This is a genomic window from Enterobacter cloacae complex sp. SHL012, from assembly GCF_049237505.1.
In the GTDB taxonomy this organism is placed as follows: Bacteria; Pseudomonadota; Gammaproteobacteria; order Enterobacterales; family Enterobacteriaceae; genus Enterobacter; species Enterobacter kobei.
On record NZ_JBMKIZ010000002.1, the window covers coordinates 318,184 to 344,237 of the forward strand.

Annotated in this window: 18 protein-coding genes, 1 pseudogene and 1 CRISPR repeat array; of the genes and pseudogenes, 10 read left to right on the forward strand and 9 right to left on the reverse strand. The window is 56.4% G+C overall.

Annotated features, from left to right (window positions below):
- Positions 1-76: 76 nt before the first annotated feature.
- Together clpA and clpS are read right to left on the reverse strand one after the other, a co-directional pair.
- Positions 77-2,356 (reverse strand): ATP-dependent Clp protease ATP-binding subunit ClpA, encoded by a 2,280-nt coding sequence (gene clpA / locus ACOTY9_RS09175; protein WP_014831269.1) that lies wholly within the window; start codon positions 2,354-2,356, stop codon positions 77-79.
- 27 nt (positions 2,357-2,383) lie between these two features.
- Positions 2,384-2,704, reverse strand: a complete 321-nt coding sequence (gene clpS / locus ACOTY9_RS09180) for an ATP-dependent Clp protease adapter ClpS (protein ID WP_006174393.1) — start codon at positions 2,702-2,704, stop codon at positions 2,384-2,386.
- 267 nt (positions 2,705-2,971) lie between these two features.
- Between clpS and cspD the strand changes: the two genes are divergently transcribed.
- The gene (cspD, locus tag ACOTY9_RS09185) at positions 2,972-3,193 is read left to right on the forward strand and encodes a cold shock-like protein CspD (RefSeq protein WP_008499993.1); all 222 of its coding nucleotides are present in this window, start codon (positions 2,972-2,974) and stop codon (positions 3,191-3,193) included.
- Between the two features lie 70 nt (positions 3,194-3,263).
- Here cspD and macB read toward each other — a convergent pair whose 3' ends face one another.
- Together macB and macA are read right to left on the reverse strand one after the other, a co-directional pair.
- Positions 3,264-5,204, reverse strand: a complete 1,941-nt coding sequence (macB, locus tag ACOTY9_RS09190; protein ID WP_014883197.1) for a macrolide ABC transporter ATP-binding protein/permease MacB — start codon at positions 5,202-5,204, stop codon at positions 3,264-3,266.
- Positions 5,201-6,316 carry a macrolide transporter subunit MacA gene (gene macA, locus ACOTY9_RS09195; RefSeq protein WP_014883196.1) on the reverse strand — a complete coding sequence of 372 codons (1,116 nt, stop codon included), beginning with the start codon at positions 6,314-6,316 and terminating at the stop codon, positions 5,201-5,203. The genes macB and macA overlap by 4 nt, the downstream gene beginning before the upstream one ends.
- A 159-nt stretch (positions 6,317-6,475) precedes the next feature.
- Between macA and ACOTY9_RS09200 the strand changes: the two genes are divergently transcribed.
- Positions 6,476-7,432, forward strand: a complete 957-nt coding sequence (locus ACOTY9_RS09200) for a VirK/YbjX family protein (protein ID WP_014883195.1) — start codon at positions 6,476-6,478, stop codon at positions 7,430-7,432.
- On the opposite strand, the gene ACOTY9_RS09205 is transcribed toward ACOTY9_RS09200, so the two are convergent.
- Positions 7,429-9,087 (reverse strand): ATP-dependent endonuclease, encoded by a 1,659-nt coding sequence (locus ACOTY9_RS09205; RefSeq protein ID WP_014883194.1) that lies wholly within the window; start codon positions 9,085-9,087, stop codon positions 7,429-7,431. The two genes, ACOTY9_RS09200 and ACOTY9_RS09205, sit on opposite strands and share 4 nt — an antisense overlap.
- Positions 9,088-9,376: 289 nt before the next feature.
- Here ACOTY9_RS09205 and aqpZ point away from each other — a divergent pair, with 289 nt between their 5' ends.
- From aqpZ to hcr, 4 genes are all read left to right on the forward strand, one after another.
- Positions 9,377-10,072: an aquaporin Z gene (aqpZ, locus tag ACOTY9_RS09210; RefSeq protein WP_014883193.1), complete on the forward strand. Its 696-nt coding sequence runs from the start codon at positions 9,377-9,379 to the stop codon at positions 10,070-10,072.
- Between the two features lie 170 nt (positions 10,073-10,242).
- Positions 10,243-11,142, forward strand: a complete 900-nt coding sequence (locus ACOTY9_RS09215; protein ID WP_032637084.1) for a lysine exporter LysO family protein — start codon at positions 10,243-10,245, stop codon at positions 11,140-11,142.
- Between the two features lie 144 nt (positions 11,143-11,286).
- Positions 11,287-12,939, forward strand: a complete 1,653-nt coding sequence (hcp, locus tag ACOTY9_RS09220) for a hydroxylamine reductase (RefSeq protein ID WP_014883191.1) — start codon at positions 11,287-11,289, stop codon at positions 12,937-12,939.
- A gap of 10 nt (positions 12,940-12,949) precedes the next feature.
- Complete coding sequence (gene hcr / locus ACOTY9_RS09225; protein ID WP_023337002.1) at positions 12,950-13,918, forward strand: NADH oxidoreductase; 969 nt, start codon at positions 12,950-12,952, stop codon at positions 13,916-13,918.
- Between the two features lie 202 nt (positions 13,919-14,120).
- Positions 14,121-14,628: a CRISPR direct-repeat array (repeat unit 28 nt; unit sequence TTTCTAAGCTGCCTGTACGGCAGTGAAC).
- A 165-nt stretch (positions 14,629-14,793) separates the two neighbouring features.
- On the opposite strand, the gene ACOTY9_RS09230 is transcribed toward hcr, so the two are convergent.
- On the reverse strand, positions 14,794-15,228 hold the full coding sequence (locus tag ACOTY9_RS09230; RefSeq protein WP_023338201.1) for a DoxX family protein: 435 nt from the start codon (positions 15,226-15,228) through the stop codon (positions 14,794-14,796).
- A 151-nt stretch (positions 15,229-15,379) separates the two neighbouring features.
- Here ACOTY9_RS09230 and poxB point away from each other — a divergent pair, with 151 nt between their 5' ends.
- From poxB to ACOTY9_RS09250, 4 genes are all read left to right on the forward strand, one after another.
- Positions 15,380-17,098: a ubiquinone-dependent pyruvate dehydrogenase gene (gene poxB, locus ACOTY9_RS09235; RefSeq protein WP_282375542.1), complete on the forward strand. Its 1,719-nt coding sequence runs from the start codon at positions 15,380-15,382 to the stop codon at positions 17,096-17,098.
- A 38-nt stretch (positions 17,099-17,136) separates the two neighbouring features.
- Entirely contained in the window at positions 17,137-18,138 is a 1,002-nt protein-coding gene (gene ltaE, locus ACOTY9_RS09240; RefSeq protein WP_032637088.1) for a low-specificity L-threonine aldolase, read from the forward strand.
- Between the two features lie 10 nt (positions 18,139-18,148).
- A complete protein-coding gene (locus tag ACOTY9_RS09245; protein ID WP_023332521.1) occupies positions 18,149-19,588 on the forward strand; it encodes an SDR family oxidoreductase in 1,440 nt (479 codons plus the stop codon).
- Between the two features lie 89 nt (positions 19,589-19,677).
- Entirely contained in the window at positions 19,678-20,691 is a 1,014-nt protein-coding gene (locus ACOTY9_RS09250; RefSeq protein WP_014883185.1) for an NAD-dependent epimerase/dehydratase family protein, read from the forward strand.
- Positions 20,692-20,795: 104 nt separating this feature from the next.
- Here the strand turns inward: ACOTY9_RS09250 and ACOTY9_RS09255 are convergent, their stop codons facing one another.
- The 3 genes and pseudogenes from ACOTY9_RS09255 to ACOTY9_RS09265 all read right to left on the reverse strand — a co-directional run bounded on the left by ACOTY9_RS09255 (position 20,796) and on the right by ACOTY9_RS09265 (position 26,011).
- Positions 20,796-22,619 (reverse strand): glycoside hydrolase family 19 protein, encoded by a 1,824-nt coding sequence (locus tag ACOTY9_RS09255; RefSeq protein ID WP_063861102.1) that lies wholly within the window; start codon positions 22,617-22,619, stop codon positions 20,796-20,798.
- Positions 22,620-22,752: 133 nt separating this feature from the next.
- Entirely contained in the window at positions 22,753-23,193 is a 441-nt protein-coding gene (gene iagB, locus ACOTY9_RS09260; protein ID WP_014883183.1) for a type III secretion system invasion protein IagB, read from the reverse strand.
- Positions 23,194-23,296: 103 nt separating this feature from the next.
- Positions 23,297-26,011 (reverse strand): annotated as a pseudogene (locus tag ACOTY9_RS09265) (glycosyl hydrolase family 18 protein).
- Positions 26,012-26,054: the final 43 nt, after the last annotated feature.

The window sequence follows — 26,054 nt, forward strand, 5'->3', positions numbered from 1 at the left end:
GCCCTCTCCCACAGGGAGAGGGAGCAAACAATAAAAAACGGCAACCGAAGTTGCCGTTTTGCTTTTACCTTACTACTCAGTGAGCCGCTTCCGGCTTGTGCTTCGCCGCACTCTGGAAGTCGTACGTCAGCTCGTTCTTCGCCTGATCCAGCGCCACGGTCACCTGACCGCCGTCCACCAGCGAGCCAAACAGCAGCTCGTTCGCCAGCGGTTTCTTCAGGTTGTCCTGAATCACGCGCGCCATCGGACGGGCACCCATCGCACGGTCGTAGCCTTTTTCAGCCAGCCAGTTGCGGGCCTCCTGGCTCACTTCCAGCGATACGCCTTTCTGGTCCAGCTGTACCTGCAACTCGACGATGAACTTGTCCACCACCTGATGGATCACCTCGGTAGACAGGTGATCGAACCAGATAATGTTGTCCAGACGGTTACGGAACTCCGGCGTAAAGATCTTCTTGATCTCTTCCATCGCATCGGTGCTGTTGTCCTGATGGATCAGGCCGATGGATTTACGCTCGGTTTCACGTACCCCGGCGTTGGTGGTCATCACCAGCACCACGTTGCGGAAGTCCGCCTTGCGCCCGTTGTTGTCGGTCAGCGTCCCGTTGTCCATCACCTGCAGCAGGATGTTGAACACATCCGGGTGCGCTTTCTCGATTTCATCGAGCAGCAGTACCGCGTGCGGATGCTTGATCACCGCGTCGGTGAGCAGGCCGCCCTGGTCGAAGCCCACGTAGCCCGGAGGCGCACCAATCAGGCGGCTGACGGTGTGGCGCTCCATATACTCGGACATATCAAAGCGCAGCAGCTCAATGCCCAGCGCTTTGGAGAGCTGAACCGTCACCTCGGTTTTCCCGACGCCGGTTGGGCCAGCGAACAGGAAGGACCCGACAGGCTTGTGCTCATGCCCCAGCCCGGCGCGGGCCATCTTGATCGCTTCGGTTAAGGCCTCAATGGCTTTATCCTGACCAAAGACCAGCATTTTCAGGCGATTGCCGAGGGTGCGCAGCGTGTCGCGGTCGCTCTGAGAGACGCTCTTCTCAGGAATACGCGCGATGCGGGCCACCACGGACTCAATGTCCGCCACGTTAACCGTTTTCTTACGCTTGCTGGCCGGCATCAGGCGCGCTCGCGCCCCTGCCTCATCAATCACGTCAATCGCCTTATCCGGCAGATGACGATCGTTGATGTATTTCACCGCCAGCTCCACCGCCGCACGGACCGCTTTCGCGGTGTAACGCACGTCGTGGTGCGCTTCATACTTCGGCTTCAGACCGTTGATGATCTGCACCGTTTCCTCAACGGACGGTTCGGTCACGTCAATTTTCTGGAAGCGGCGCGCCAGCGCACGGTCTTTTTCAAAGATGTTGCTGAACTCCTGGTAGGTCGTGGAGCCAATCACGCGGATCTTGCCGCTGGAGAGCAGCGGTTTGATCAGGTTAGCGGCATCTACCTGGCCACCGGACGCCGCACCTGCGCCGATGATGGTGTGGATCTCATCGATAAACAGAATGCTGTTGGTGTCCTGCTCCAGCTGTTTTAACAGCGCCTTGAAGCGTTTTTCAAAATCGCCGCGGTATTTGGTGCCCGCCAGCAGCGAGCCAATATCCAGCGAGTAGATGGTGCAATCGGCAATCACTTCCGGCACGTCGCCCTGCACAATGCGCCAGGCCAGACCTTCGGCAATCGCGGTTTTACCCACGCCTGACTCACCCACCAGCAGCGGGTTGTTTTTGCGGCGACGGCACAGCACCTGGATCGCGCGCTCCAGCTCTTTATCGCGACCAATCAGCGGGTCGATACCGCCAACGCGAGCAAGCTGGTTAAGATTGGTGGTGAAGTTTTCCATACGATCCTCCCCGCCTGCTTGCTCTTCATTGTTATTGACCTGATTGCTGGAATCCGATGCCTGGTTAGGCTCGTCTTTGCGCGTTCCGTGAGAAATAAAGTTCACCACGTCGAGTCGGCTGACTTCGTGTTTGCGCAGCAGGTAGGCCGCCTGTGACTCCTGCTCGCTGAAGATGGCGACCAGGACGTTTGCGCCAGTCACTTCGCTACGTCCGGAAGACTGGACGTGGAATACCGCGCGCTGCAGCACGCGCTGGAAGCTGAGCGTCGGCTGCGTGTCGCGCTCCTCTTCACTGGCTGGCAGCACCGGTGTGGTTTGTTCGATGAAGGCTTCGAGTTCCTGACGTAGCGCCACCAGATCCACGGAGCAGGCTTCCAGCGCTTCGCGGGCAGATGGGTTGCTAAGCAGCGCGAGCAGTAAATGCTCGACGGTCATAAACTCATGTCGGTGCTCACGCGCTCTGGCGAAAGCCATGTTTAAACTGAGTTCCAGTTCTTGATTGAGCATAGGCACCTCCCCCAATTTTATGCCTTATCAGGCCTTTTCCAGCGTACACAGCAACGGATGCTCGTTCTCCCTCGCATAGTCGTTCACCATCGCCACTTTGGTTTCCGCCACTTCTGCCGTAAAGATGCCGCAGATGGCTTTGCCTCGATAATGAACGGTAAGCATCAGTTGCGTTGCACGTTCTACATCATAAGAAAAGAACTTTTGTAGCACGTCAATAACAAATTCCATCGGCGTGTAATCATCGTTCATTAACATAACTTTATACATAGATGGCGGTTTTAGCGCGTCACGCACTTTATCTTCCGCCAGCTGGTCAAAATCCAGCCAGTCGTTGGTCTTACCCATTTTGCATAACCACTTTGAATCTACCTCAGATGTTAGATAACAATCATCTATTACTGTCATCCGCGATGTCTGTCACAAACCGTTGCAATAGCGTTAACTGCTTCAAACTTTGGTTGATTATTGTCCCATCTCCAGCGCCAAACGCTTGACGACGTCTTTCGTTTCTCTAAATTGTACAAGCGTGAGATGGCGAGGTTTTGAACAGCCCCCACTCCACCACCGGTTCATTCCATCTTAACTTATAAGATTTACGAAGGATGTCGAAGCATGGAAATGGGTACTGTTAAGTGGTTCAACAACGCCAAAGGGTTTGGCTTCATCTGCCCCGAAGGCGGCGGCGAGGATATCTTCGCTCACTATTCCACCATTCAGATGGATGGTTACAGAACGCTCAAAGCCGGGCAGTCCGTCCGGTTCGATGTACACCAGGGACCAAAAGGCAATCATGCAAGCCTTATCGTACCCATTGAAGCAGAGACGGTTGCATAGCGCTCTGTTTTATTGTGTACATCCCGCAGTCAAAATGCCAGCCCGATCGGCTGGCATTTTTATTTTCGGGTTATTCCCGAGCCAGCGCATCCACCGGATCCAGCCGCGCCGCGTTGCGGGCGGGGAGCCAGCCAAACAAAATGCCGGTGAAGGTCGAACACAAAAATGCGGTAATAATGGCAACCGGCGAGAAGCCAATCTCCCAGCCGGGTAAAAAGAGCTGGAGTGCAAACGCGATTATCATCGAGAGCGCAATGCCCATCGCCCCGCCGACCAGGCACACCAGCACAGCCTCAATCAGAAACTGTTGCAGCACGTCGCTGGCTCTGGCCCCGACCGCCATGCGGATGCCAATCTCCCGGGTACGTTCCGTGACCGACACCAGCATGATATTCATCACCCCGATGCCGCCGACGACCAGCGAGATCACCGCCACCAGCGTGAGGAACAGCTGAAGAGTACGTGTGGTCTTTTCCGCCGTTTTCAAGAGGCCGTCCATGTTCCAGGTGAAGAAATCCTTCTTCCCGTGGCGCAACGTGAGCAACCGCTCAAGCTGCTGTTCGGCCAGCGCGCTGTCGTAGCCCTCCTTCACGCGCACGGTGATGGAGTTGAGCCATGACTGCCCCATGATCCGCCCGGAAATCGTTGTGTAGGGCAACCAGACGCGCAGGATCTTGCTGCTGCCAAACATCGACTGTTTCTCTTCCGCCACACCAATGACCGTGGCAGGCATGTTGCCGACCAGGATCACTTCGCCGACGACATTGGCTTTATTAGGGAAGAGTTGCCTGCGCGAGTTCGCGTCCAGCACCACCACCTGCGCCCTGCCCGCCAGCTGTTCGGCATTAAAGGTCGCCCCTTCGCTGAAGGTCATGCCGTAGACGTTGAAGTAGTCCCCGCTGACGCCGTTGGCGCTGGCGGCAACGTCAACATTCCCCACCCGCAGACGCAGATTTTGCGAAACGGCTGGCGTGGCGGAGTTTACCCACGGCTGCTTCTGAATCGCTGCCAGATCGTCATACTTAAGCGCCTGCTGATACTGCGGTTCGTCGTCGCCAAAGTCCTTGCCGGGATAGACATCAATGGTATTGGTACCGATGGCGCGAATATCGGCCAGCACCAGCTGCTTGGCGGCGTCGCCCACCACCACAATCGAGACCACCGAGGCGATACCGATGATAATCCCGAGCATGGTCAGCAGGGTGCGCATTTTGTTGGCCGCCATCGCCAGCCAGGCCATGTTCAGCGCTTCACGAAAGCCGCTGGAAAATTGTCCCCAGCCGGTTGAGGCCGGCAGCGCTTCTTTCGGAGCTGCCGCTCTGGACGCACGCGGCGGCGGGTTGCTGACCAGCTCGCCGTCGTGGATCTCAATAATGCGTTCCGCCTGCGCCGCCACCTGCGGATCGTGGGTAACGATGATCACCGTGTGCCCCTGATCGCGAAGCTGGTGGAGGATCGCCATCACCTCTTCACCGGAATGGCTGTCGAGCGCCCCGGTGGGTTCATCCGCGAGGATCACCTGCCCGCCATTCATCAGCGCGCGGGCAATACTCACGCGCTGCTGCTGGCCACCGGACAGCTGCGACGGCTGGTACTCCACGCGTTCAGCCAGCCCGAGACGCGTTAACAGCGTCTTCGCACGCTCAAGACGTTTCTTCCGCTCCACGCCTGCATAGACGGCTGGCACCTCGACGTTTTGCGCCGCGTTCAGGTGTGAGAGCAGGTGGTAACGCTGGAAGATAAAACCAAAATGTTCCCGGCGCAGCTTCGCCAGCGCGTCGCCGTCGAGCGTGGAGACATCCGTCCCGGCCACGCGATAGGTCCCGCTGGTGGGTTTATCCAGGCAGCCGAGAATGTTCATCAGCGTCGATTTACCGGAGCCTGACGCGCCGACAATCGCCACCATCTCGCCCGCTTCCACGCGCAGGGAGATACCTTTCAGCACCTCCACCGGACCGTCGCCCGACGGATAGCTGCGACGGATATCCTTCAGCTCAAGCAGCGCGGTCATTTCGCGGCTCCGGGCAGGCTTTCACTGACAACCACCTCCTCACCTTCTTCCAGCCCTTTCACCACCACCACATCGGTATCATTACGCGCGCCAATCACCACTTCGCGATCGCGCGTCTCGCCGTTGCGCAGCACTTTCACTTTATAGCGATTGTCCCCGGCGGATTCGCCCAGCGCGGAGAGCGGAATGGTGAGCACGTTCTTCACGCCGGTCAGCTGGATATGCACCTGGGCAGTCATATCCAGACGCAGCACGCCCTGTGGGTTTGGCACTTCAAAACGGGCGTAGTAAAAGATAGCGTCGTTAACCTTTTCCGGCGTCGGCAGAATGTCTTTCAGCACGCCTTCATAGCGCGTCTGCGGGTCGCCAAGCACGGTAAACCAGGCATTCTGCCCCGGTTTCAGATGGATCACATCCGCCTCGGAAACCTGCGCTTTGACCAGCATAGTGCTCATATCCGCCAGCGTCAGAATGTTAGGCGCCTGCTGGGCGGCAATTACCGTCTGCCCCTGCAGCGTGGTGATCTGGGTGACTTCACCGGCCATCGGCGCAACGATTTGCGTGTAGTCGAGGTTGGTTTTCGCCGTGTCCAGCGAGGCCTGATTGCGTTTGATTTGTGCGTCGATGGTGCCAATCTGCGCCTGCTTGACCGCCAGCTCCGTCGTGGCAGTATCTAAATCCTGCTTCGAAATGGCCTGGGTTTTTGCCAGCGCCTGCTGACGGGTGAGCGTGACCTGGGCCAGATTACGTTCAGCCAGCGCCTGAGCACGCTGGGCGCGCAGCTCCATAAGCGTGGCTTCCACCTCGCGGATCTGGTTCTCGGCCTGTTCAGGATCGATAACACCCAGCAACTGGCCTTTTTTTACCTTATCACCAATCTCTACCGACAGCGTTTTCAGCTGGCCGCTGACCTGAGCGCCGACGTCAACCTTGCGCAATGCATCAAGCTTGCCCGTCGCCAGGACGTTTTGCTGCAGTTCGCCGGGGCGAACGATCAGTGTCCGGTACTGCGGCACCGGTGCGTTAAGCACCTGCCATAACCAGAATCCACCGACTAAAATCACGACCGCCAGCAGCAGAAATAGCGTTCTGCGTTTTCCCTTGAGGTTCATAAATATTCCAAATAAATGTTCTGGCAATAATAAATGTTGATTCTATCTAAACGACTCCTTAACGAAACCCCTGTTCTCCGAAATCGTCCTAATTTGTTGACGAGATGTTGATATTCCTCTTGTTGAAATAGTGATATTCCAAAAGATTCAGGATTTATCATGTCTTCCATCGTCGATACGCCTTATTCCCCCCTGACGCAGCCTGCCTCCGGCTGGCAGCTTTTCAAAAACCTGGCTTTGGGTAAGCTTACCCCAGGACTGGCATGGCAGAATCCGGCTTATCGGCGCAAGTTCGTATTACGGTCGCTTGCGGCTCCCGTCACTACCTCTCGCCTGTTGACGCGCCTGGCAAAGCAGCCGCGTCTGATGCAGATATTACAAGCTCAGCCGGGGCTGCCCTGCCGGATGCACCGCCCGTGGCTGACGGTGAATATGGAACGTCAGCACGCGCTGGAGTCTCTAAGCTGGCACTATCAGACCATGAGCCGCCAGCTTCCGGCGACGCTGCTGCAGGGCTATCTTTCGAAGCAGGGTGCCACGCTGCTGACCTTAACCGGTAAAGATGAACAGCACTTTACCGTTCGCCTGTGTGCTGATGCGTTTATGGATAAAGAGGGAGAAGCCACCCTCGTCTTCTGTGACGATCAAAATACAGTCCTGGCGGAGATAACCTTCACGCTCTGCCCGCTTGCCGGAAAATCGACGCTGTTCATTGGCGGTTTGCAGGGCGCAAAAGCGCATGTTCCCCATGAGCGGATCCAGAAAGCGACGAAGGCCTGCCATGGGCTGTTCCCGAAACGTCTGCTGGTTGAAACCGCCATGACGCTCGGCGCCGCTTTCCCGGTCGAACAGATTGTTGCCGTCAGTAACGACACCCATATTTATCGCAGCTGGCGCTACCGCAAGAAAAAAGAGGGAAAACTGCTGGCTGATTATGACAGCTTCTGGCTCTCCCTCGGCGGTGAAAAGCAGGATAGCGGTAACTTTATGCTGCCGCTTGTCATGCCGCGTAAACCGATGGAAGAGATCGCGAGCAAAAAACGTTCCGAATATCGCCGTCGCTACGAACTGCTGGACAGCCTGATTCAGCAGGTGAATCAGGCGACCCGGGGTTAATCCGCCCTCCCGCGTGCCAGCCACAGCACGCGGGAGAACATCTTCCTCAGCAGAGTGGGCACCGCCTCCACGCCCCGCCTTCCCGCTTCCGTCGCCACTTCAATGGCGAGATCCGGTTTTGACGAACGGTGTATCGCTTTGGCGATCACGCGGCGCATGTTCATCGGAACATCGACCGGCACCATCGCAATGCGGTGGAACACATCGTCAAACCCCTGACGATACATAAAGTGCTCCATGTCCATCGCGGGGAGCATGGTTAAATGGTCGCGCTCTTCTTCCCGTTCATTATTCAGCAGGCTACGCACGGTCGAGGCATACTTTTTACCCGCCTCGTCACCGTCCACCAGCACATGCCATTCAATACCCATCCGGCGGGCAAATTTTATCAGCGGTTTTAATCCCGACTGGGCAAACTCGATCACCTTAATGCCTTCCGCATCAAAATGGTGCCCACACTGACGCGCCAGTTCGTTGATGACCCAGGTCTCCGTTTCCCCTTCCACCAGCAGCCAACAGCGGGCAAAAAGTGACGACGCGCGATTAAAACGAATATGAAACGCGATGCGCCGCCCGTCTTCAGCATTTAAACCGCCAGGCCCGAGACGGTACGCGGAGACCCGCGAAGACTCGCGCACCAGACGGCAGATATGCTCAACCGGCGTCATGGATAATAGCTCACCAGAATTGGTGGTCGTAATCCGCTGGAGCGGCAGCAAATTCAGCAGATGCCACGCCACCGAGAGCATGATGGGGTGAAGCCGCGTTTCAGGGTCTTCCACCAGCAGCAACGGGCGGGCATCCCGGTCAAGACGCACGGTGCCTTTAGCCTGCAAAAGTGTTGAAAACAGCCCCAGCAGAATCACCCGATGGGTACGACCGCCGGGCCGGTCGATCATCCGGTTGATGATGTCGAGATAGCGCCAGCTGCGTTGTTCATCATGAGAGCGACGGCGCATCAGCCGGTGGCGCGACTCCGATGTCCCCTGCTCGGAAAAATAGTGCTCCAGCAGTTGTACCATCGCGGACAACCCCTGGCGAATCTGACCATCGGTCAGGTTTTGTGGACGCGACACCAGCTCACGCGCCAGAAAATCCAGCTCGCGGGCGGTGACTTCCACCTCCGGCATATTCGGTACCGTGCCGTTACGGATACGCCGCATAAAGCGCGCATCACGCAACCGCAATACCGGCGTCAGGCGGGTCAGGTGGCGAGCCAAATCGTCGATGTTGTCCAGCGGGATCGGGTTGGCTTTTTCATCAAGAAACTCGCGCAGGGTCAGGACCCCTTCGTTTTCCGCCATCTCGCCTTCCAGGCGATAGAAAATCCGGTGGAAATCATCGTCACAGGGCACCCAACAGGGTGACAGCGGTCGGAAGCGACGCACGCGGTGACGGCCTGGCTCGGATTCACGGAACGTCAGGATAATATGCAGGTGCTTCTCGCGTCCCGTCACGTCCCCGGGCGGGAACCAGAAATCGTCGTGGACAAAGTGATACAGATCGTCTTCGGGGGAAAGCAGTAACGTCAGCGCATCGAGCAGGCTGGACTTACCCCACGCGTTCTCGCCGATCAGGACGTTGTTCTGCTCAAGCTGCAGCGACAGGCGGTTAATACCGCGAAACCCGACAATTTCCACACGTTCGAGAAGCATAAATCCCCCGCGAAATGAACACTTTTTCCTTTAAGTTATCAGCAGTATAGCGGGAGGAATCTTGTCACGACAGCATAACATTCACCCTGACAAGAATTGGTCTATGCTCTATTTACCGCTCATTTGAACAAGGAATGACATCACATTGCCTTAAATCAAATTTATCGAATTTATTTAAGTGGCGAAGGGATGTTGTTGGTTTCTAAAATACGGGCTCTTTGAGTCGTCATCCCTTTATGGCGATATATCCCGCCCGCGGGAAAGCGCGCGGAAATTATTTGAGGTGGTTATGTTTAGAAAATTGGCTGCAGAATGTTTTGGTACATTCTGGCTGGTATTTGGTGGCTGCGGTAGCGCCGTTCTGGCAGCAGCGTTCCCGGAATTAGGCATTGGTTTTGTCGGCGTCGCGCTGGCGTTTGGCTTAACCGTATTAACCATGGCCTTCGCCGTGGGGCATATTTCCGGTGGTCATTTTAACCCGGCTGTGACGTTAGGTTTATGGGCGGGCGGTCGTTTCCCTGCTAAAGACGTCATTGGCTACATCGTGGCGCAGGTGGTGGGCGGTATTATTGCGGCTGGCGTTCTGTACGTTATTGCCAGCGGTAAGGCCGGCTTTGACGCGGCCGCCAGCGGCTTCGCCTCAAACGGCTTTGGCGAGCACTCGCCGGGCGGTTACTCCATGCTGTCTGCCATCGTGATTGAAATTGTGCTGACCGCGGGCTTCCTGCTGGTGATCCACGGCGCCACCGACAAACACGCGCCTGCTGGCTTTGCCCCTATTGCTATTGGTCTGGCGCTGACGCTTATCCACCTGATTTCAATTCCGGTCACCAACACCTCCGTTAACCCGGCACGCAGTACCGCCGTCGCCATCTTCCAGGGCGGCTGGGCGCTTGAGCAGCTGTGGCTGTTCTGGGTAATGCCAATTATCGGCGGTATTCTGGGCGGCGTGCTGTATCGCACCCTGCTGGAAAAACGCGATTAATCTTTCCCTCCCTCTCCTCGTGGGAGAGGGCCGGGGTGAGGGCAACAGGCCGCACATACAAGCCGGGTAAGGCGTAGCCGCCACCCGGCTTTCTTTTGCCGCTTTACTGAATAGCCTTTATTGGGTAGTGTCTCTGGCGCTCAACAGACACTCAAAAGGACCGGCTGTTCATGTTTTCAGGACTCCTCATTATTCTGCTGCCCCTGATTGCGGGCTACCTTATTCCGCTGCGTCAGGAATCTGCATTACGGCTTATCAACCGTTTTCTCAGCGGGATTGTTTACCTCATTCTTTTCTTTATGGGGATCAGCCTGGCCTTCCTGGATAACCTGTCCGCGAATTTACTCTCCATTTTGCATTATTCAGCCGTCACGGTTACGGTTATTTTGCTGTGCAATATTGCCGCACTGCTGTGGCTGGAACGCACCATTCCCTGGAAAAACCATCACCACCAGGAAAAGCTGCCCTCCCGTATTGCGATGGCACTTGAGTCATTAAAACTCTGCGGCGTCGTGGTGCTCGGTTTTCTTCTGGGTCTCACCGGATGGGCATTTTTACAGCACGCGACAGAAGCCAGTGAATATACCCTGATCTTCCTGCTGTTCCTGATTGGTATCCAGCTGCGAAATAACGGCATGACCCTGAAACAGATTGTTTTGAACCGTCGGGGAATGATTATTGCCGTAATGGTTGTCGCCAGCTCAATGGTGGCGGGTGTGATTAATGCTTTTATTCTCGATCTGCCGCTGAAAACCGGCCTGGCAATGGCCTCCGGATTTGGCTGGTACTCCCTTTCCGGTATTCTGCTGACTGAATCATTCGGTCCGGTGATCGGCAGCGCCGCCTTCTTTAACGATCTGGCGCGTGAGCTGATTGCCATTATGCTGATCCCGGGGCTGGTTCGCCGCAGTCGCTCTACCGCACTGGGTCTGTGCGGCGCGACATCGATGGACTTTACCCTGCCGGTACTTCAGCGCTCAGGCGGGCTGGAAATGGTGCCCGCAGCCATCGTGCACGGCTTTATTTTGAGTTTGCTGGTTCCCATTCTGATGGCGTTCTTCTCTGCCTGATACTTCTTTGGCGGTAGGGTGCCTGCCGCCAAAATTGCGCTAAATCAATCTCCCTCTATTTTGTAGCATAAAGCGCTTTTCACCGTTCTGGCACAGGCATAACCTTAAACATGTATATCAAATATAACTTTAACAGGTGTGATTATGTTTTGTGTGCAATGTGAACAAACCATCCGTACCCCGGCAGGCAATGGCTGCTCTTACGCGCAGGGTATGTGCGGCAAAACCGCAGAAACATCAGACCTGCAGGACCTGCTGATTGCGGCCCTGCAAGGCCTTTCCGCATGGGCATTCAAAGCCCGCGAATACGGCATCGTCGACCACTACGTCGACAGCTTCGCGCCGCGCGCATTCTTCTCTACGCTGACCAACGTTAACTTTGATTCCCCTCGCATCGTCGGCTATGCCCGTGAAGCTATCGCCCTGCGTGAAGCGCTGAAAGCGCAGTGCCTGAACGCTGATGCTAACGCTCGCGTGGACAACCCGATGTCAGAACTCCAGCTGGCGAGTGATGACCTGGGCGACCTCCAGCGTCAGGCGGCAGACTTTACCCCGAATAAAGACAAAGCGGCGATTGGCGAGAACATTCTCGGCCTGCGCCTGCTGTGCCTGTACGGTCTGAAAGGCGCAGCGGCGTATATGGAGCACGCGCACGTTCTCGGTCAGTACGACAACGATATCTACGCGCAGTACCACAAAATCATGGCGTGGCTGGGTACCTGGCCTGCCGATATGAACGCCCTGCTTGAGTGCTCAATGGAAATCGGCCAGATGAACTTCCGCGTGATGAGCATTCTGGATGCCGGTGAAACCAGTACCTACGGCCACCCGACGCCAACGCAGGTCAACGTGAAGGCGACCGAGGGTAAATGTATCCTGATCTCCGGTCATGACCTGAAAGATCTCTACAACCTGCTGAAGCAAACTGAAGGCACTGGCGTCAACGTTTATACCCACGGCGAAATGCTGCCTGCGCACGGCTACCCGGAGCTGCGTAAATTCAAACATCTGATCGGTAACTACGGCAGCGGCTGGCAGAACCAGCAGGTGGAGTTCGCCCGCTTCCCAGGCCCTATCGTGATGACCTCTAACTGCATCATCGACCCTACCGTGGGCGCGTATGACGACCGCATCTGGACCCGCAGCATCGTCGGCTGGCCGGGCGTGAGCCACCTCGAAGGCGACGATTTCGGTCCGGTTATTGCCCAGGCGCAGCAAATGGCGGGCTTCCCGTACAGCGAAATTCCGCATCTGATCACCGTCGGCTTCGGCCGAGAAACCCTGCTCGGCGCCGCAGATTCGCTGATCGATCTTGTCAGCCGTGAAAAGCTGCGCCACATCTTCCTCGTCGGCGGCTGCGACGGCGCGCGCGGTGAGCGTAACTACTTCACCGATTTCGCCACCAGCGTACCGGACGATTGCCTGATCCTGACCCTGGCGTGCGGTAAATACCGTTTCAACAAGCTGGACTTCGGCAATATCGAAGGTCTGCCGCGCCTGATCGATGCGGGCCAGTGTAACGATGCTTACTCGGCCATTATTCTGGCGGTTACCCTGGCGGAGAAACTGGGCTGTGGCGTGAACGACCTGCCGCTGTCGCTGGTGCTTTCGTGGTTTGAGCAGAAAGCGATCGTCATCCTGCTGACCCTGCTCTCTCTGGGCGTGACCAACATCGTGACCGGCCCGACCGCACCAGGCTTCCTGACGCCGGACCTGCTGGCCGTGCTGAACGAAAAATTCGGCCTGCGCTCCGTCACCAACGTTGAAGATGATATGAAGCAGCTGCTGAGCGCGTAAGGAGTTATTCATGACCATGCCAACCTCACAATGTCCGTGGCGGATGCAGGTTCATCACATCCACCAGGAGACGCCGGATGTGTGGACGCTCTCACTGATTTGCCACGATTACTATCCGTACCGTGCCGGTCAGTATGCGCTGGTCAGTGTCCGCCATTCGGCGGACACCCTGCGTGCCTACACGATCTCCTCAACGCCGGGCGTGAGCGAATACATCACGCTTACCATTCGCCGTATTGATGACGGTGCTGGCTCGCAGTGGCTGACCCGTGACGTGAAGCGCGGAGACTATATCTGGCTGTCTGACGCCCAGGGCGATTTCACCTGTGACGATAAGGCGGAAGATAAATTCCTGCTGCTGGCGGCGGGCTGTGGCGTCACGCCGATTATGTCCATGCGCCGCTGGCTGGCGAAAAACCGTCCGCAGGCCGACGTGCAGGTGATCTTTAGCGTTCGCTCTCCGGAAGATGTCATTTTTGCCGAGGAGTGGCGTAATTATCCGGTAACACTGGTGGCAGAACACAATGCGGTCCACGGTTTTGTGCCCGGTCGTCTGAGCCGCGAGCTGCTGCAAAGCGTGCCGGATATCGCGCACCGTACCGTGATGACCTGCGGCCCGGCGCCTTACATGGATATCGTCGAGAAAGAAGTGAAGGCGCTTGGCGTGACCCGCTTCTTCAAGGAGCAATTCTTCACGCCGGTAGCGGAGGCGGCAACCAGCGGGATTCAGTTTACTAAGCTACAGCCTGCGCAGACCTTCTTTGGCCGCGTGGGAACGACTTTGCTGGAGGCACTCGAAAGCAATAAGGTGCCGGTAGTGGCCGCCTGCCGTGCGGGCGTATGCGGTTGCTGTAAGACGAAAGTGGTTTCAGGTGAGTACACTGTCACCAGTACCATGACGCTCTCCGACGCGGAAATTGCTGAGGGTTACGTGCTGGCGTGCTCATGCCATCCGCAGGGGGATCTGGTCCTCGCATAATCTGACGCGGTGCCCCCGTTTTTGCCGGGTGGCACTGCGTTTACCCGGCCTACCTTGTAGGGGCTGGATCGTCGTAGGCCCGGTAAGCGCTAGCGCCACCGGGCTTTTTTGTCGGGCGGCACAGTGTTTGTGCCGAACTATATATGGTTGCTGTGTGTACGGCAGTGAACGTTCACCTTCAACCGAATTAACCGACAGTTCCTTTCTAAGCTGCCTGTACGGCAGTGAACTCGCAAAGAGCTGGGGTTGAACGAGCCGAACTTTTCTAAGCTGCCTGTACGGCAGTGAACTTAGATGTGATTTTGGTCAGGAGATATTCATATTTCTAAGCTGCCTGTACGGCAGTGAACAGTTAACGCGGTTATTGGTCGAGGTGTTATTATTTCTAAGCTGCCTGTACGGCAGTGAACGGGCGCGTGAATCATCACTGGAGCCTGGAGCATTTCTAAGCTGCCTGTACGGCAGTGAACGCTTTTCACAAAATCGGGCGCACGATTCAGCATTTCTAAGCTGCCTGTACGGCAGTGAACAGAGACGAAAGCCACCGCGGGGTACAGAGCGATTTCTAAGCTGCCTGTACGGCAGTGAACGTAGCTGTCATGGGCTTCGTCCCGCGGTCAACTTTCTAAGCTGCCTGTACGGCAGTGAACTAAAATCGGTAACTTTTACCGAGGGCGAAGACTTTCTAAGCTGCCTGTACGGCAGTGAACTGGAACAATCTACACCTATCACTTTGTCAGATAAAGAAATAACCTAAAAAATCGTCTCGATCCCTTTTTTCTTCACATACATTTCAGCACAATAAAATCAATAAGTTAAAAATCACTCATAAAAAAGGGTCCATAGACCCTTTCCTTCATACCAGAGCCCAAACCTCAACGCCACGCCGGTGCTTTCCCCAGCGCAAACCGCCCAGCCCCTAAAAATGCCACCGCCAGCGAGCCAATAAAGAAGTACACCAGGCTTTCAATCGCCCATGCCCCAACCTTATCGAGGGCGAACGTTTCACCCATTCCTACCATAAGCCATGCCACAATCATCGTAAACGCCAGCATCAGCGCGGCCGGTCGCGTAAAGAGGCCGACAATAATCAACATCGGTGCCACCACTTCGCCAATCAACACGCCATAGGCGATAAACCCCGGCAACCCTTTTTCCACCAGCATGCCGCTGATAAAACCCACGCCGCCGAATAACTTGTGCAAACCGTGAAAGAGCATCAACCCACCGACGGCAAGTCGTAACAAGAGTTTGCCAAGATCGTCGCACGATAGCTTTTCATTAACAGCAATTAACAATGATTTAACCATTTGAAATGATTCCTGTTTTCACCTGAGCCAGCACCAGATTATGCCGAATTATCGCGCAAGGAAACCCTGTTAATTGAGGGGTATTGAGCAGGCAATACAGCGACTTTCTTCTAAGCTTGTAAGCGATATCACAAAAAGGAGAAGGACACCCATGAAACAAACCGTGGCTGCATATATAGCGAAAACCCTGGAACAGGCTGGCGTGAAACGTATTTGGGGCGTAACCGGCGATTCCCTGAACGGACTGAGCGACAGCCTTAACAAAATGAAAACCATTGAATGGATGCCGACCCGCCATGAAGAGGTCGCCGCATTTGCCGCGGGAGCCGAAGCGCAGCTCACCGGTGAACTGGCCGTGTGTGCAGGCTCGTGCGGGCCAGGTAACCTGCATCTGATCAACGGTCTGTTTGACTGCCACCGTAACCACGTGCCGGTGCTGGCGATTGCCGCCCATATCCCCTCTTCCGAAATCGGTAGCGGCTATTTTCAGGAGACGCATCCGCAGGAGCTGTTCCGTGAATGCAGCCACTATTGCGAACTGGTTTCATCCCCGGAGCAGATCCCGCAGGTTCTGGCAATCGCCATGCGCAAGGCGGTGCTGAACCGCGGCGTGTCGGTGGTCGTTATCCCGGGTGATGTGGCCCTCAAGGCCGCACCAGAAGGGGCCAGCACCCACTGGTATCACGCCCCGCAGCCTGTGGTGAAGCCTGCGGAAGAAGAACTGAAAAAGCTGGCGCAGCTGCTGCGTTACTCCAGCAATATTGCCCTGATGTGCGGTAGCGGCTGCGCGGGTGCGCACAAGGAGCTACTTGAATTCGCGGGTAAACTAAAAGCCCCCATTGTTCACGCCCTGCGCGGCAAAGAGCACGTCGAGTACGACAACCCCTACGATGTGGGAATGACCGGGCTGATCGGTTTCTCCAGCGGGTTCCACACCATGATGAACGCCGACACGCTGATTTTACTCGGTACCCAGTTCCCTTACCGCGCGTTTTACCCGACGGATGCCAAAATCATTCAGATCGATATCAATCCGGCCAGCATCGGCGCGCACAGCAAGGTGGATATGGCGCTGGTAGGCGATATTAAATCCACCCTGGCCGCCCTGCTGCCGCTGCTCGAGGAGAAAACGGATCGCGCGTTTCTTGATAAAGCCCTCAGTGACTACCGCGATGCCCGTAAGGGGCTGGACGATCTCGCCAAACCAAGCGACAAAGCCATCCACCCGCAGTACCTGGCACAGCAAATCAGTCATTTCGCTGACGACGACGCCATTTTTACCTGCGACGTCGGCACGCCAACCGTCTGGGCAGCACGCTACCTGAAGATGAACGGCAAACGCCGCCTGCTGGGTTCGTTCAACCACGGCTCGATGGCCAACGCCATGCCGCAGGCGCTGGGCGCAAAAGCGACGGCACCGGAACGTCAGGTGGTGGCCATGTGCGGCGACGGCGGGTTTAGCATGCTCATGGGTGATTTTCTCTCCGTGGTACAGATGAAGCTGCCGCTCAAAATCGTGGTCTTCAACAACAGCGTACTGGGCTTTGTGGCGATGGAGATGAAGGCCGGTGGTTATCTGACGGACGGTACCGAACTGCATGACACCAACTTCGCGCGCATTGCCGAGGCGTGCGGCATCACCGGTATTCGCGTGGAAAAAGCGTCTGACGTGGATGAAGCCCTGCAGCGCGCCTTCTCTATCGACGGTCCGGTGCTGGTGGATGTGGTAGTCGCCAAAGAAGAGCTGGCTATTCCACCGCAAATCAAGCTGGAACAGGCGAAAGGTTTTAGCCTCTATATGCTGCGCGCCATCATCAGCGGCCGCGGTGATGAAGTGATCGAACTGGCAAAAACCAACTGGCTCAGGTAAAACATTTCACGTGACCTCTTAAAATAAAGGGATGTGAAATGATTGATTTGCGTAGTGATACCGTTACCCGCCCGAGCCGTGCCATGCTCGAAGAGATGATGGCCGCCCCGGTCGGGGACGACGTCTACGGCGATGACCCGACGGTCAACGCGTTACAGCGCTATGCGGCAGAGCTGAGTGGCAAGGAGGCCGCGCTGTTCCTGCCGACCGGCACGCAGGCGAACCTCGTGGCGCTGCTCAGCCACTGCGAGCGCGGCGAAGAGTATATTGTCGGCCAGGGCGCGCATAACTATCTCTACGAAGCCGGCGGTGCGGCGGTGCTCGGCAGCATCCAGCCGCAGCCGATTGACGCCGCGCCGGACGGTACACTCCCGCTCGATAAGGTCGCGGCAAAAATCAAAGCCGACGATATTCATTTCGCCCGCACGAAACTGCTCAGTCTGGAAAATACCCACAACGGTAAAGTGCTGCCGCGCGAGTACCTGAAAGCGGCATGGGACTTCACCCGCGAGCGCAAGCTCGGCCTGCACGTTGACGGTGCGCGCATTTTTAACGCCGTAGTGGCGTACGGCTGCGAGCTGAAAGAGATTACGCAATATTGCGACTCGTTCACCATTTGCCTCTCCAAAGGGCTGGGTACGCCGGTGGGTTCCCTGCTGGTCGGCAATGCGGATTACATCAAGCGCGCCAACCGCTGGCGTAAGATGACCGGCGGCGGCATGCGCCAGGCCGGTATTCTGGCGGCGGCGGGTCTGTATGCTCTCAAAAATAACGTGGCGCGCCTGAAAGACGATCACGATAACGCCGCATGGATGGCCACACAGCTGCGCGAGATCGGAGCGGACGTGATGCGCCACGACACCAACATGCTGTTCATTCGCGTGGGCGATGACCACGCCGCTGCGCTGGGCGAATTTATGAAAGCGCGCGGCGTGCTGATCAACGCCTCTCCGGTGGTGCGTCTGGTCATGCACCTCGACGTGAACCGCGAACAGCTGGCAGAGGTGGTGAAACACTGGCAGGCGTTTTTACAGCGCTAAGGAGCCTCACGTGCCGCAACGCATTCTGGTGCTGGGCGCCAGCGGGTATATCGGTCAGCATCTCACCACGGCGTTGAGCCAGCGGGGACATCAGGTGCTGGCAGCGGCACGCAACACCGACCGCCTGCAAAAGCTGGCGTTGCCGGGCGTCACCTGCCACAACGTTGACCTCAACTGGCCGAAGGCGCTTCCCGCGCTGCTGGAAGAGGTCGACACGCTTTACTACCTGGTCCACAGCATGGGCGAAGGCGGTGATTTTATCGCCCACGAGCGACAGGTGGCGTTGAACGTCCGCGATGCCCTGCTGCAAACGCCGGTGAAGCAGGTGATTTTTTTAAGTTCGCTCCAGGCGCCTGAGAGCGAGCAGTCCGATCACCTGCGCGCGCGCCAGCTGACGGCGGACACCCTGCGCGGGGCGAATATCCCCGTCACCGAACTGCGCGCAGGGATCATCGTCGGCGCGGGCTCAGCCGCTTTTGAAGTGATGCGCGATATGGTCTACAACCTGCCGGTACTGACGCCGCCGCGCTGGGTCCGCTCGCGCACCACGCCGATTGCGCTGGAGAACTTGCTCCACTATCTGGTGGCATTGCTCGATCACCCGGCGGAGCAACACCGGGTGCTTGAAGCAGCAGGCCCTGAAGTGCTGAGCTATCAGCAGCAGTTCGAACATTTCATGCGCGTCAGCGGACGCCGCCGCTGGCTGATCCCCATCCCCTTCCCGACCCGCTGGATCTCAGTCTGGTTTTTAAATGTGATCACCTCCGTGCCGCCGACCACCGCCAAAGCGCTGATTCAGGGGCTGAAACACGATCTGCTGGCGGACGATCGCGAGCTGCGCGCCTTAATCCCTCAGGATCTGATCCGGTTTGACGACGCGGTACGCAATACGCTGAAAGAAGAAGAGCAGCTGGTGAACTCCAGCGACTGGGGTTATGACGCGCAGGCCTTTGCCCGCTGGCGGCCGGAGTACGGTTATTACCCGAAACAGGCGGGCTGCACGGTAAAAACCTCTGCCAGCCTTGAGGCGCTGTGGGAAGTGGTGAACCAAATTGGCGGCAAAGAACGTTATTTCTTCGGCAATCTTCTCTGGCAAACGCGTGGGACAATGGATCTGCTGGTGGGGCACAGGCTGGCGAAAGGTCGCCCGGCACGCCCGTATCTTGAGGTGGGCGACGCGGTGGACAGCTGGAAAGTGATCATCGTCGAGCCGGAAAAGCAGCTGGCGTTGTTGTTCGGTATGAAAGCGCCGGGGCTGGGGCGACTCTGCTTCACCCTCAAGGATAAAGGCGATCGCCGGGAACTGGACGTCCGCGCCTGGTGGCACCCGCACGGGATGCCGGGCCTGTTTTACTGGCTGTTCATGATCCCCGCCCATCTTTTTATCTTCCGGGGAATGGCGAAACGAATTGCGCAACTGGCAGAACAAAAAACGAAAATAACTCATTAAAACGCTTTTTCTTTCACCTTTCCCATTGCATAGCGCCGTAATTCACGAAAGAATGCGCACGAAATTCTTTTTCAACACAGTGGATTGATATGAAGGTACTGGTTACCGGGGCGACCAGCGGCTTAGGCCGAAATGCGGTCGAATTTCTGCGCAACAAGGGCATTAGCGTCAGGGCTACCGGTCGCAACGAGGCGATGGGAAAACTGCTGCAAAAAATGGGCGCAGAGTTCGTCCATGCCGACCTGACGGAGCTGGTCTCCTCGCAGGCGAAGGTGATGCTCGCCGGAATCGATACGCTGTGGCACTGCTCCAGTTTTACCTCTCCGTGGGGGACCCAGGAAGCCTTCGATCTCGCCAACGTGCGGGCCACCCGCCGTCTGGGCGAATGGGCCGTTGCCTGGGGGGTACGTAACTTTATTCATATCTCCTCCCCGTCGCTCTATTTCGACTATCACCACCATCGCGATGTGCAGGAAGATTTCCGTCCGGCACGCTTTGCCTGTGAATTTGCGCGCAGCAAGGCGGCCAGTGAAGAGGTGATCGACCTGCTGGCGCAGTCGAACCCGCACACCCGCTTTACGGTACTGCGTCCGCAGAGCCTGTTCGGACCGCACGACAAAGTGTTTATTCCGCGCCTGGCGCAGATGATGCATCACTACGGCAGCGTGCTGCTGCCGCGCGGTGGCGATGCGCTGGTGGATATGACCTATTACGAAAACGCCGTCCACGCCATGTGGCTGGCCAGCCAGCCGGACTGCGATAAGCTGATCTCTGGCCGCGCCTATAACATCACCAACGGCGAACCCTGTACGCTACGCAGCATTGTGCAGCGGCTGATTGATGAACTGCAGATCGACTGCCGCATCCGTTCTGTCCCCTACCCCATGCTTGACATGATTGCCCGCAGCATGGAGCGATTCGGCAGTAAAGCGGCCAAAGAACCTGCGCTGACGCATTACGGTGTCTCAAAACTCAACTTTGATTTCACGCTGGATATTTCGCGGGCAGAGAACGAACTGGGGTATCGGCCGGTGGTGACGCTGGATGAAGGGATTGTGCGCACGGCGGCGTGGTTACGGGATCACGGCAAACTGCACCGCTAGCCTGTTGCCTGGTGGCGGCTTCGCCTTACCGGGCCTACAACTGCACCGTACCGCTGGAAAGGGTGCAAAAACTAAAACGGCAACCTTTCGGTTGCCGTTTGCTTTTACAGAGCGGTCCAGGCATCAGACCATGCCAGACCAGCGCCTGGTTCATAGTATGCCGGGGCGTTGTTACACCAGCCGCTGTACGGGAACGGTTTGCACTGGAACAGTTTACCGTGGTTGTTCACGATATCACCGGCCTTGTACTTGCTGTTCGCGCTCCACGCCGCGTAATCGCCAGACGTGCCTTCGTCCTGAGACGGTGCTGCTTTGGCTTTCACGTTCAGCAGATAAGAGGTCGTGCTGCTCAACTCACCGTCGCTCACGGTCAGGCTGATTTCAATCTGCTGAGCCGTTGCAGACTCTGGAGCAGTAAAGGTGACAACCGCTTTATCCTGACCGGTTACGGTCTGACCGTCCTGGGAACGCCAGGTGTAGGTCAGCGCGTTGCCGTCTGCATCGGTAGAACCTTCCGCGCTCAGAGAGACATGTGCACCCGCCTCAACGGCGCCGATTGGACCCGCGATATGCGCCACTGGCGCGTGGTTCACCGCAGCAGGTTCAGCCGGGGTTTCATCCGGAACTGGCGCTGGCGCCGGCGTTTCGTCTTCTGACGGCGTAGGCGTTGGCGTTACCGGGGTTTCATCCGGCGTAACGGAACCGTCGTCGTTAACGATGTTCACGTTAAAGAACTTCTGCACGCACTTGCTGTAATCACCCTCTTTGAACGCGCTGAACGGCGTCTGGTAACCAACGAGCTGGCAAGAGTAGGTTTCGCCGCTTGGCGTATCCGCGCTCCATCCCCAGTCCTGCTCCCAGTAAATCTTCAGCGCGCCAGCACCGCCTTCGTCGAACTGCTTCATGTTCGCGCAGCCCAGCACTTCGTTCGCCGGAACAGGGACCTTCAGGTAGTTCGCGAACTCTTTGTAGTACTTGATACGGTTTTCAGACTGTGCAATTTCAGTTGGACCACCGCACTCAACGCCACCGTTGATGATCTGGGTGGTCACGCCGAAGCCAGGGACCAGACCGTTGGCTTTATCGTGATCGTTCGGCTGCCATGTACCGTCGATAACCTGCAGCATGCTTGGTTTAGGCGGCTGTGGATAGGCGAAGAAGAAGATCGCGCTTGCCAGGTTCAGCCAGGTATCCGCCACCAGCTCAGGTTTGTCGAGCAGCGTACGCACGTCGCCGTACATCGCTTCAGAGAACGGGCCGTAGTTGTAGTTGTAGGACAACTGCTTCGCACCGCGACCGAAGTAGCTCAGGAAGTCGCCGTCTTTATCTTTACCGCACGGCCAGGTCTGACCCTGCCAGACGTCCGGGTTACATTCGCCGTTATAGCCGCCCTTCTGGCCTTCGCTCCAGCCCATCTCACGCACGTGAACCAGGGCCTGACGCCATTCGGCTTCCGGACGCCAGCTTTCGTGACCGCCCGTTTCCTGAGCAAAGTGCGCAAACATGGTTGCCAGCTCTTTACGGCAGATAGCGTCACTGTCGCGACCGTCATTGTAGGTCTTACACAGCGCCGGGAATTTACCAACCGCTTTCAGGAAGTTGCTGTAGGTGTACGCCTGCGCGCGCAGCGGGAAGAGATATTCCCAGTCGCTGGCTTTCACGATCCCTTCCACGCGTTTCACGTTCTCCGGGTTCGCCGCACGACCAGGTTCAATCAGTTCAACCTGGGCGTTGTCCAGCGTCTTAATGGTTTCCTTTACGGCATCCATCAGCGGGAAGCTGGTCAGCTCTTTCTCTTTCTTCGCCAGATCGCTGGCGTTCATGGTGTATGGTTCACTGGTGGTCGCTTGCAGCGAGGCAGCCTGCGCCATAAACGGTGCTACGCATGCGCCGGCAACGAGAACACTCAGTAACGTCCTTTTGTTCATTTCACTATTCCTGTTTATTTAAGTTAAATAATAACAATCCAGGCTTATGTATTAATCCGTTAATAAATAAACCGCAGACAGCTGTTTTCTCTTTTCGAAGAACACCCTCAGGAATTCTTCAAAAATAAAAAACTCATTCGTTTGCTGTCGCTTTCAGTTCCTGATATTTTTTCCACACTTTGTGGGCGTATATCATGCGTTGCGGATAATTTTCTTTCTTTAATCCGGCGTTATAGGCGCCGACCGCCTCCCAGTTATAGCCATACACTTTAATCATGCTGGATAAAATCGATGCGCCAACCATAATCGAGGTACAGGGTTCGGTTATTAGCCGATATTCATCTATCCCCCTGCTCTCCAGTGCCGAAAAATGTGAGCTGTTAATTTGCATCAACCCCACGTCACGCGTACCGTCATGGTTTCTGCCGACCGCATACGGGTTCATTCCCGACTCCACATTGGCAATGGCGTACAGTAAATAAGGATCGACGTGATAATAATGTGCCGCTTTATCCCAACAGTTTGCCAGCGCGCTTTGGCTGATAATCAATAATAAAAAAATTAACTTTTTCATTTTTACCTGCTGACCGTTTCGTTTATTTCTCCTTAACAACATCCTGTAAAATCATTTTTGATTTACTCCCCCCTTATACGGGGGGAGTCTTTATCAGCTCAGATTATTGGCAATCTGTCGCTGGGCCTTCTTTGACCCATACATCGCTGTTCGCTGGGTTGTCACCACGGGTCCACCATTTGGCACGGTAAACGTTGCCCTGGTAAGTAGTGGTTTCGCCGCCGTTGTACACCAGATCAGAACGCCAGTTCATCTTCACGTTGCTCGCAAGTTCCCATGCGTCCACGCCGAAGCCAGGCTGGTTGCCCTGAGTCCAGTACTTCGCTTTCCACACCAGATGGTCGAAGCTTACGGTATCGCCAGTGTTGTAGATTTTGCTGGAATCCCACGCGGCGTAGTTGCCGGCGTTGGCGTCAACCGGTGCGTCGCAGCTGCCGGTTGCAGTGCCTTCGTCAGATGGCGGAGTCACGTCATCAGCAGGTGGTGTAACGTCGTCAGACGGCGGAGTCACATCATCAGCTGGCGGCGTCACGTCGGCTGGTTTCGGATTAACCGTTACCTGGACGTTAGACTGCACGCTGGTTTTACCATCGCCTACCACCACACTCAGGGTGTAGGAAGAGGTAGAAGCCACTTCTGGCGCAGTGATGGTCACGTTCGCGGTGTCAGTACCGGTCGCGTGCATATCTGCCGGAACGCTCCAGGTATAGGTCAGGTTATCACCGTCTGGATCCGCAGCCTGTGCATGCACAACATAGGTTTCACCCGCCTGCAGCGTCACCGCTTCCATTGGGTTCACAACCGGTGCCTGGTTAGCCTTCGGCGCCTTGTTAACAACCTGCACGTCAATCGCGTTGCTCAGGCCTTTGGCGTCGGTAACCGTCAGGCGGAACACCATGGTCTGATCGCTGGTCGCAGCCGCGACGTTGAAGGTCGCTTTCGCTTTGGTGCTGTTGGTCAGGGTGACCGATGGGCCAGAAACCTGAGTCCATTTGTAGGTAATTGCATCGCCGTCTGGATCGCTGGACGCGGAACCATCGAGCGTAACGGTTGCCGGGCCAGAAACGTTCTGGTCTGCAGAAGAGGCGATTGGCGCATGGTTGGTCACAACAGGATCAACCGGCCTAGAGCCGCCACCCAGCAGGCTTTCGTTCATGGCGTTCAGGATGTCGCCGGTATCGGAGTCAATAGACCATGCGAACAGACCACCCAGGTTTTTCTGAAGCACGTATTTGCCTTTTGCAGCAGTAGAACGCGCGTCTTCATAGGTGATCAGGTCACCCGTCGTTTTGTTGAACACGTATGGCGCTTCTGCATCCGCGTCGTAGCCGTATTCCCAGCCTGGTTTGCCTTTGTACTCGTTAACGATCTGACGATAGTCAACCACGCCCGGTTCCCAGGTACCTCTCACCATACCGGTCGCGGTACCGGTGAATGGATTGTTACCGGTGTAGCCGTGTACACCCGTCCAGCCGCGGCCATACATGCCCGCACCGACCACGATCTTGCCAGGCTGTACGCCTTGCTGCAGCAGGGCATCAACCCCGTTTTCCGTGGTGTAGTTGGTGTCTGGTCGCCATGCTGGCGCATGCAGCGCAGCCTGGTGGCCCAGCTCGGTGTTGCTCCAGCCGCCGTAGAAGTCGTAGCTCATCAGGAAGATGTGGTCGAGGTACTGCTGAGCAGTGGTGTAGTCCACGTCTTCAATCTTATCTTTACCCGCACCGATTGCGCTGGTCAGCTCATAGGTACGGCCAGTCTGGGCAGACAGCTCGTTGAGCATAGTGCGCAGATCGTGCATCAGCGCCGTATAGGTCGCTTTATCCTGCTGCGGGTTGCCTTTCGTCTCGGTCACACCGCCGCCGCCCGGGAATTCCCAGTCAATATCCACACCGTCGAAGAATTTCCAGGTCTGCAGGAAATCTTTAACAGAGGAGACAAAGCGTGCGCGGATAGCCGGATCGCCCATGTGGAAGAACGGATCGGACAGGGTCCAGCCACCGATAGATGGCAGTACTTTCAGGTCCGGATGCGCTTTCTTCAGCGCCATCAGCTGACCAAAGTTACCTTTGTACGGGTCGTCCCAGTTGGACACGCCAGCCTGCGGTTTTTGCAGGGCAGCCCATGGATCGTGGATCGCCACGGTAAAGTCAGGACGTCCCTGGCAGTCGCGCTGCAGAACGCCTTAGCTGTTGCCGCCTTCTACGGTTTTCAGGCCGTCGTTGATGCCGTCACCGCCACAGATTGGAATGAAGCCATACAGAATGTGGTTGAGGTTCGCAGCAGGAATTTTGTCAACCGGGAAGTTACGGTCGTAAACGCCCCACTCAGGGAAGTAGGCCGCAACCACTTTATCGGTATGCTGCGCGAAGGATTTGTTGTTCTCGTGCATTGTCGTGTTCAGCGGCAGCAGGTGGCTACCGTCGGTATCCGCAACGATGATCAGCTTGCTGGCGCTTTTCGTACAGCCGCTGTTGTTACAGACTTCAACCTGCTCCTGATAACGTCCGCCTTTTTTCACTTTGAACGTTGCGGAACCTGCCGCGCCGCCGGCACCGGTCCACACGGTTTTACCGTCCAACAGCACTTTGGCTGAAGTTGGCGCATCGCCGCTCCAGACGTTCCACTCGACTTTGACATCTACGCCGTCATTATGGACTTTAACCAGACTGTTATAATCCTGAGCGGCCTGATCCACTTCAACCAGCGCAAATTTGTCATTGCCGGAACCAATGGACGGTGCGCCTGGTGCCGCTGCGAATGCGGAGCTGGTTGCCGCCGCAATAAAGAGCGCCAGATATTTAGGCTTCATAAAATTCATTTTTATTTCCTGATAAATTTATTCGTAACGTTAATACCCATGC

What these genes read in the sequence shown, in the direction of transcription:
- ltaE (WP_032637088.1), top strand. Translation starts at nt 17,137, where the DNA reads ATGATTGATTTGCGTAGTGATACCGTTACCCGCCCGAGCCGTGCCATG.
- ACOTY9_RS09250 (WP_014883185.1), top strand. Translation starts at nt 19,678, where the DNA reads ATGAAGGTACTGGTTACCGGGGCGACCAGCGGCTTAGGCCGAAATGCG.
- ACOTY9_RS09205 (WP_014883194.1), bottom strand. Translation starts at nt 9,087, where the DNA reads ATGCTTCTCGAACGTGTGGAAATTGTCGGGTTTCGCGGTATTAACCGC.
- ACOTY9_RS09255 (WP_063861102.1), bottom strand. Translation starts at nt 22,619, where the DNA reads ATGAACAAAAGGACGTTACTGAGTGTTCTCGTTGCCGGCGCATGCGTA.
- hcp (WP_014883191.1), top strand. Translation starts at nt 11,287, where the DNA reads ATGTTTTGTGTGCAATGTGAACAAACCATCCGTACCCCGGCAGGCAAT.
- macA (WP_014883196.1), bottom strand. Translation starts at nt 6,316, where the DNA reads ATGAACCTCAAGGGAAAACGCAGAACGCTATTTCTGCTGCTGGCGGTC.
- cspD (WP_008499993.1), top strand. Translation starts at nt 2,972, where the DNA reads ATGGAAATGGGTACTGTTAAGTGGTTCAACAACGCCAAAGGGTTTGGC.
- iagB (WP_014883183.1), bottom strand. Translation starts at nt 23,193, where the DNA reads ATGAAAAAGTTAATTTTTTTATTATTGATTATCAGCCAAAGCGCGCTG.
- aqpZ (WP_014883193.1), top strand. Translation starts at nt 9,377, where the DNA reads ATGTTTAGAAAATTGGCTGCAGAATGTTTTGGTACATTCTGGCTGGTA.
- hcr (WP_023337002.1), top strand. Translation starts at nt 12,950, where the DNA reads ATGACCATGCCAACCTCACAATGTCCGTGGCGGATGCAGGTTCATCAC.
- macB (WP_014883197.1), bottom strand. Translation starts at nt 5,204, where the DNA reads ATGACCGCGCTGCTTGAGCTGAAGGATATCCGTCGCAGCTATCCGTCG.
- ACOTY9_RS09200 (WP_014883195.1), top strand. Translation starts at nt 6,476, where the DNA reads ATGTCTTCCATCGTCGATACGCCTTATTCCCCCCTGACGCAGCCTGCC.
- ACOTY9_RS09215 (WP_032637084.1), top strand. Translation starts at nt 10,243, where the DNA reads ATGTTTTCAGGACTCCTCATTATTCTGCTGCCCCTGATTGCGGGCTAC.
- clpA (WP_014831269.1), bottom strand. Translation starts at nt 2,356, where the DNA reads ATGCTCAATCAAGAACTGGAACTCAGTTTAAACATGGCTTTCGCCAGA.
- poxB (WP_282375542.1), top strand. Translation starts at nt 15,380, where the DNA reads ATGAAACAAACCGTGGCTGCATATATAGCGAAAACCCTGGAACAGGCT.
- ACOTY9_RS09230 (WP_023338201.1), bottom strand. Translation starts at nt 15,228, where the DNA reads ATGGTTAAATCATTGTTAATTGCTGTTAATGAAAAGCTATCGTGCGAC.
- clpS (WP_006174393.1), bottom strand. Translation starts at nt 2,704, where the DNA reads ATGGGTAAGACCAACGACTGGCTGGATTTTGACCAGCTGGCGGAAGAT.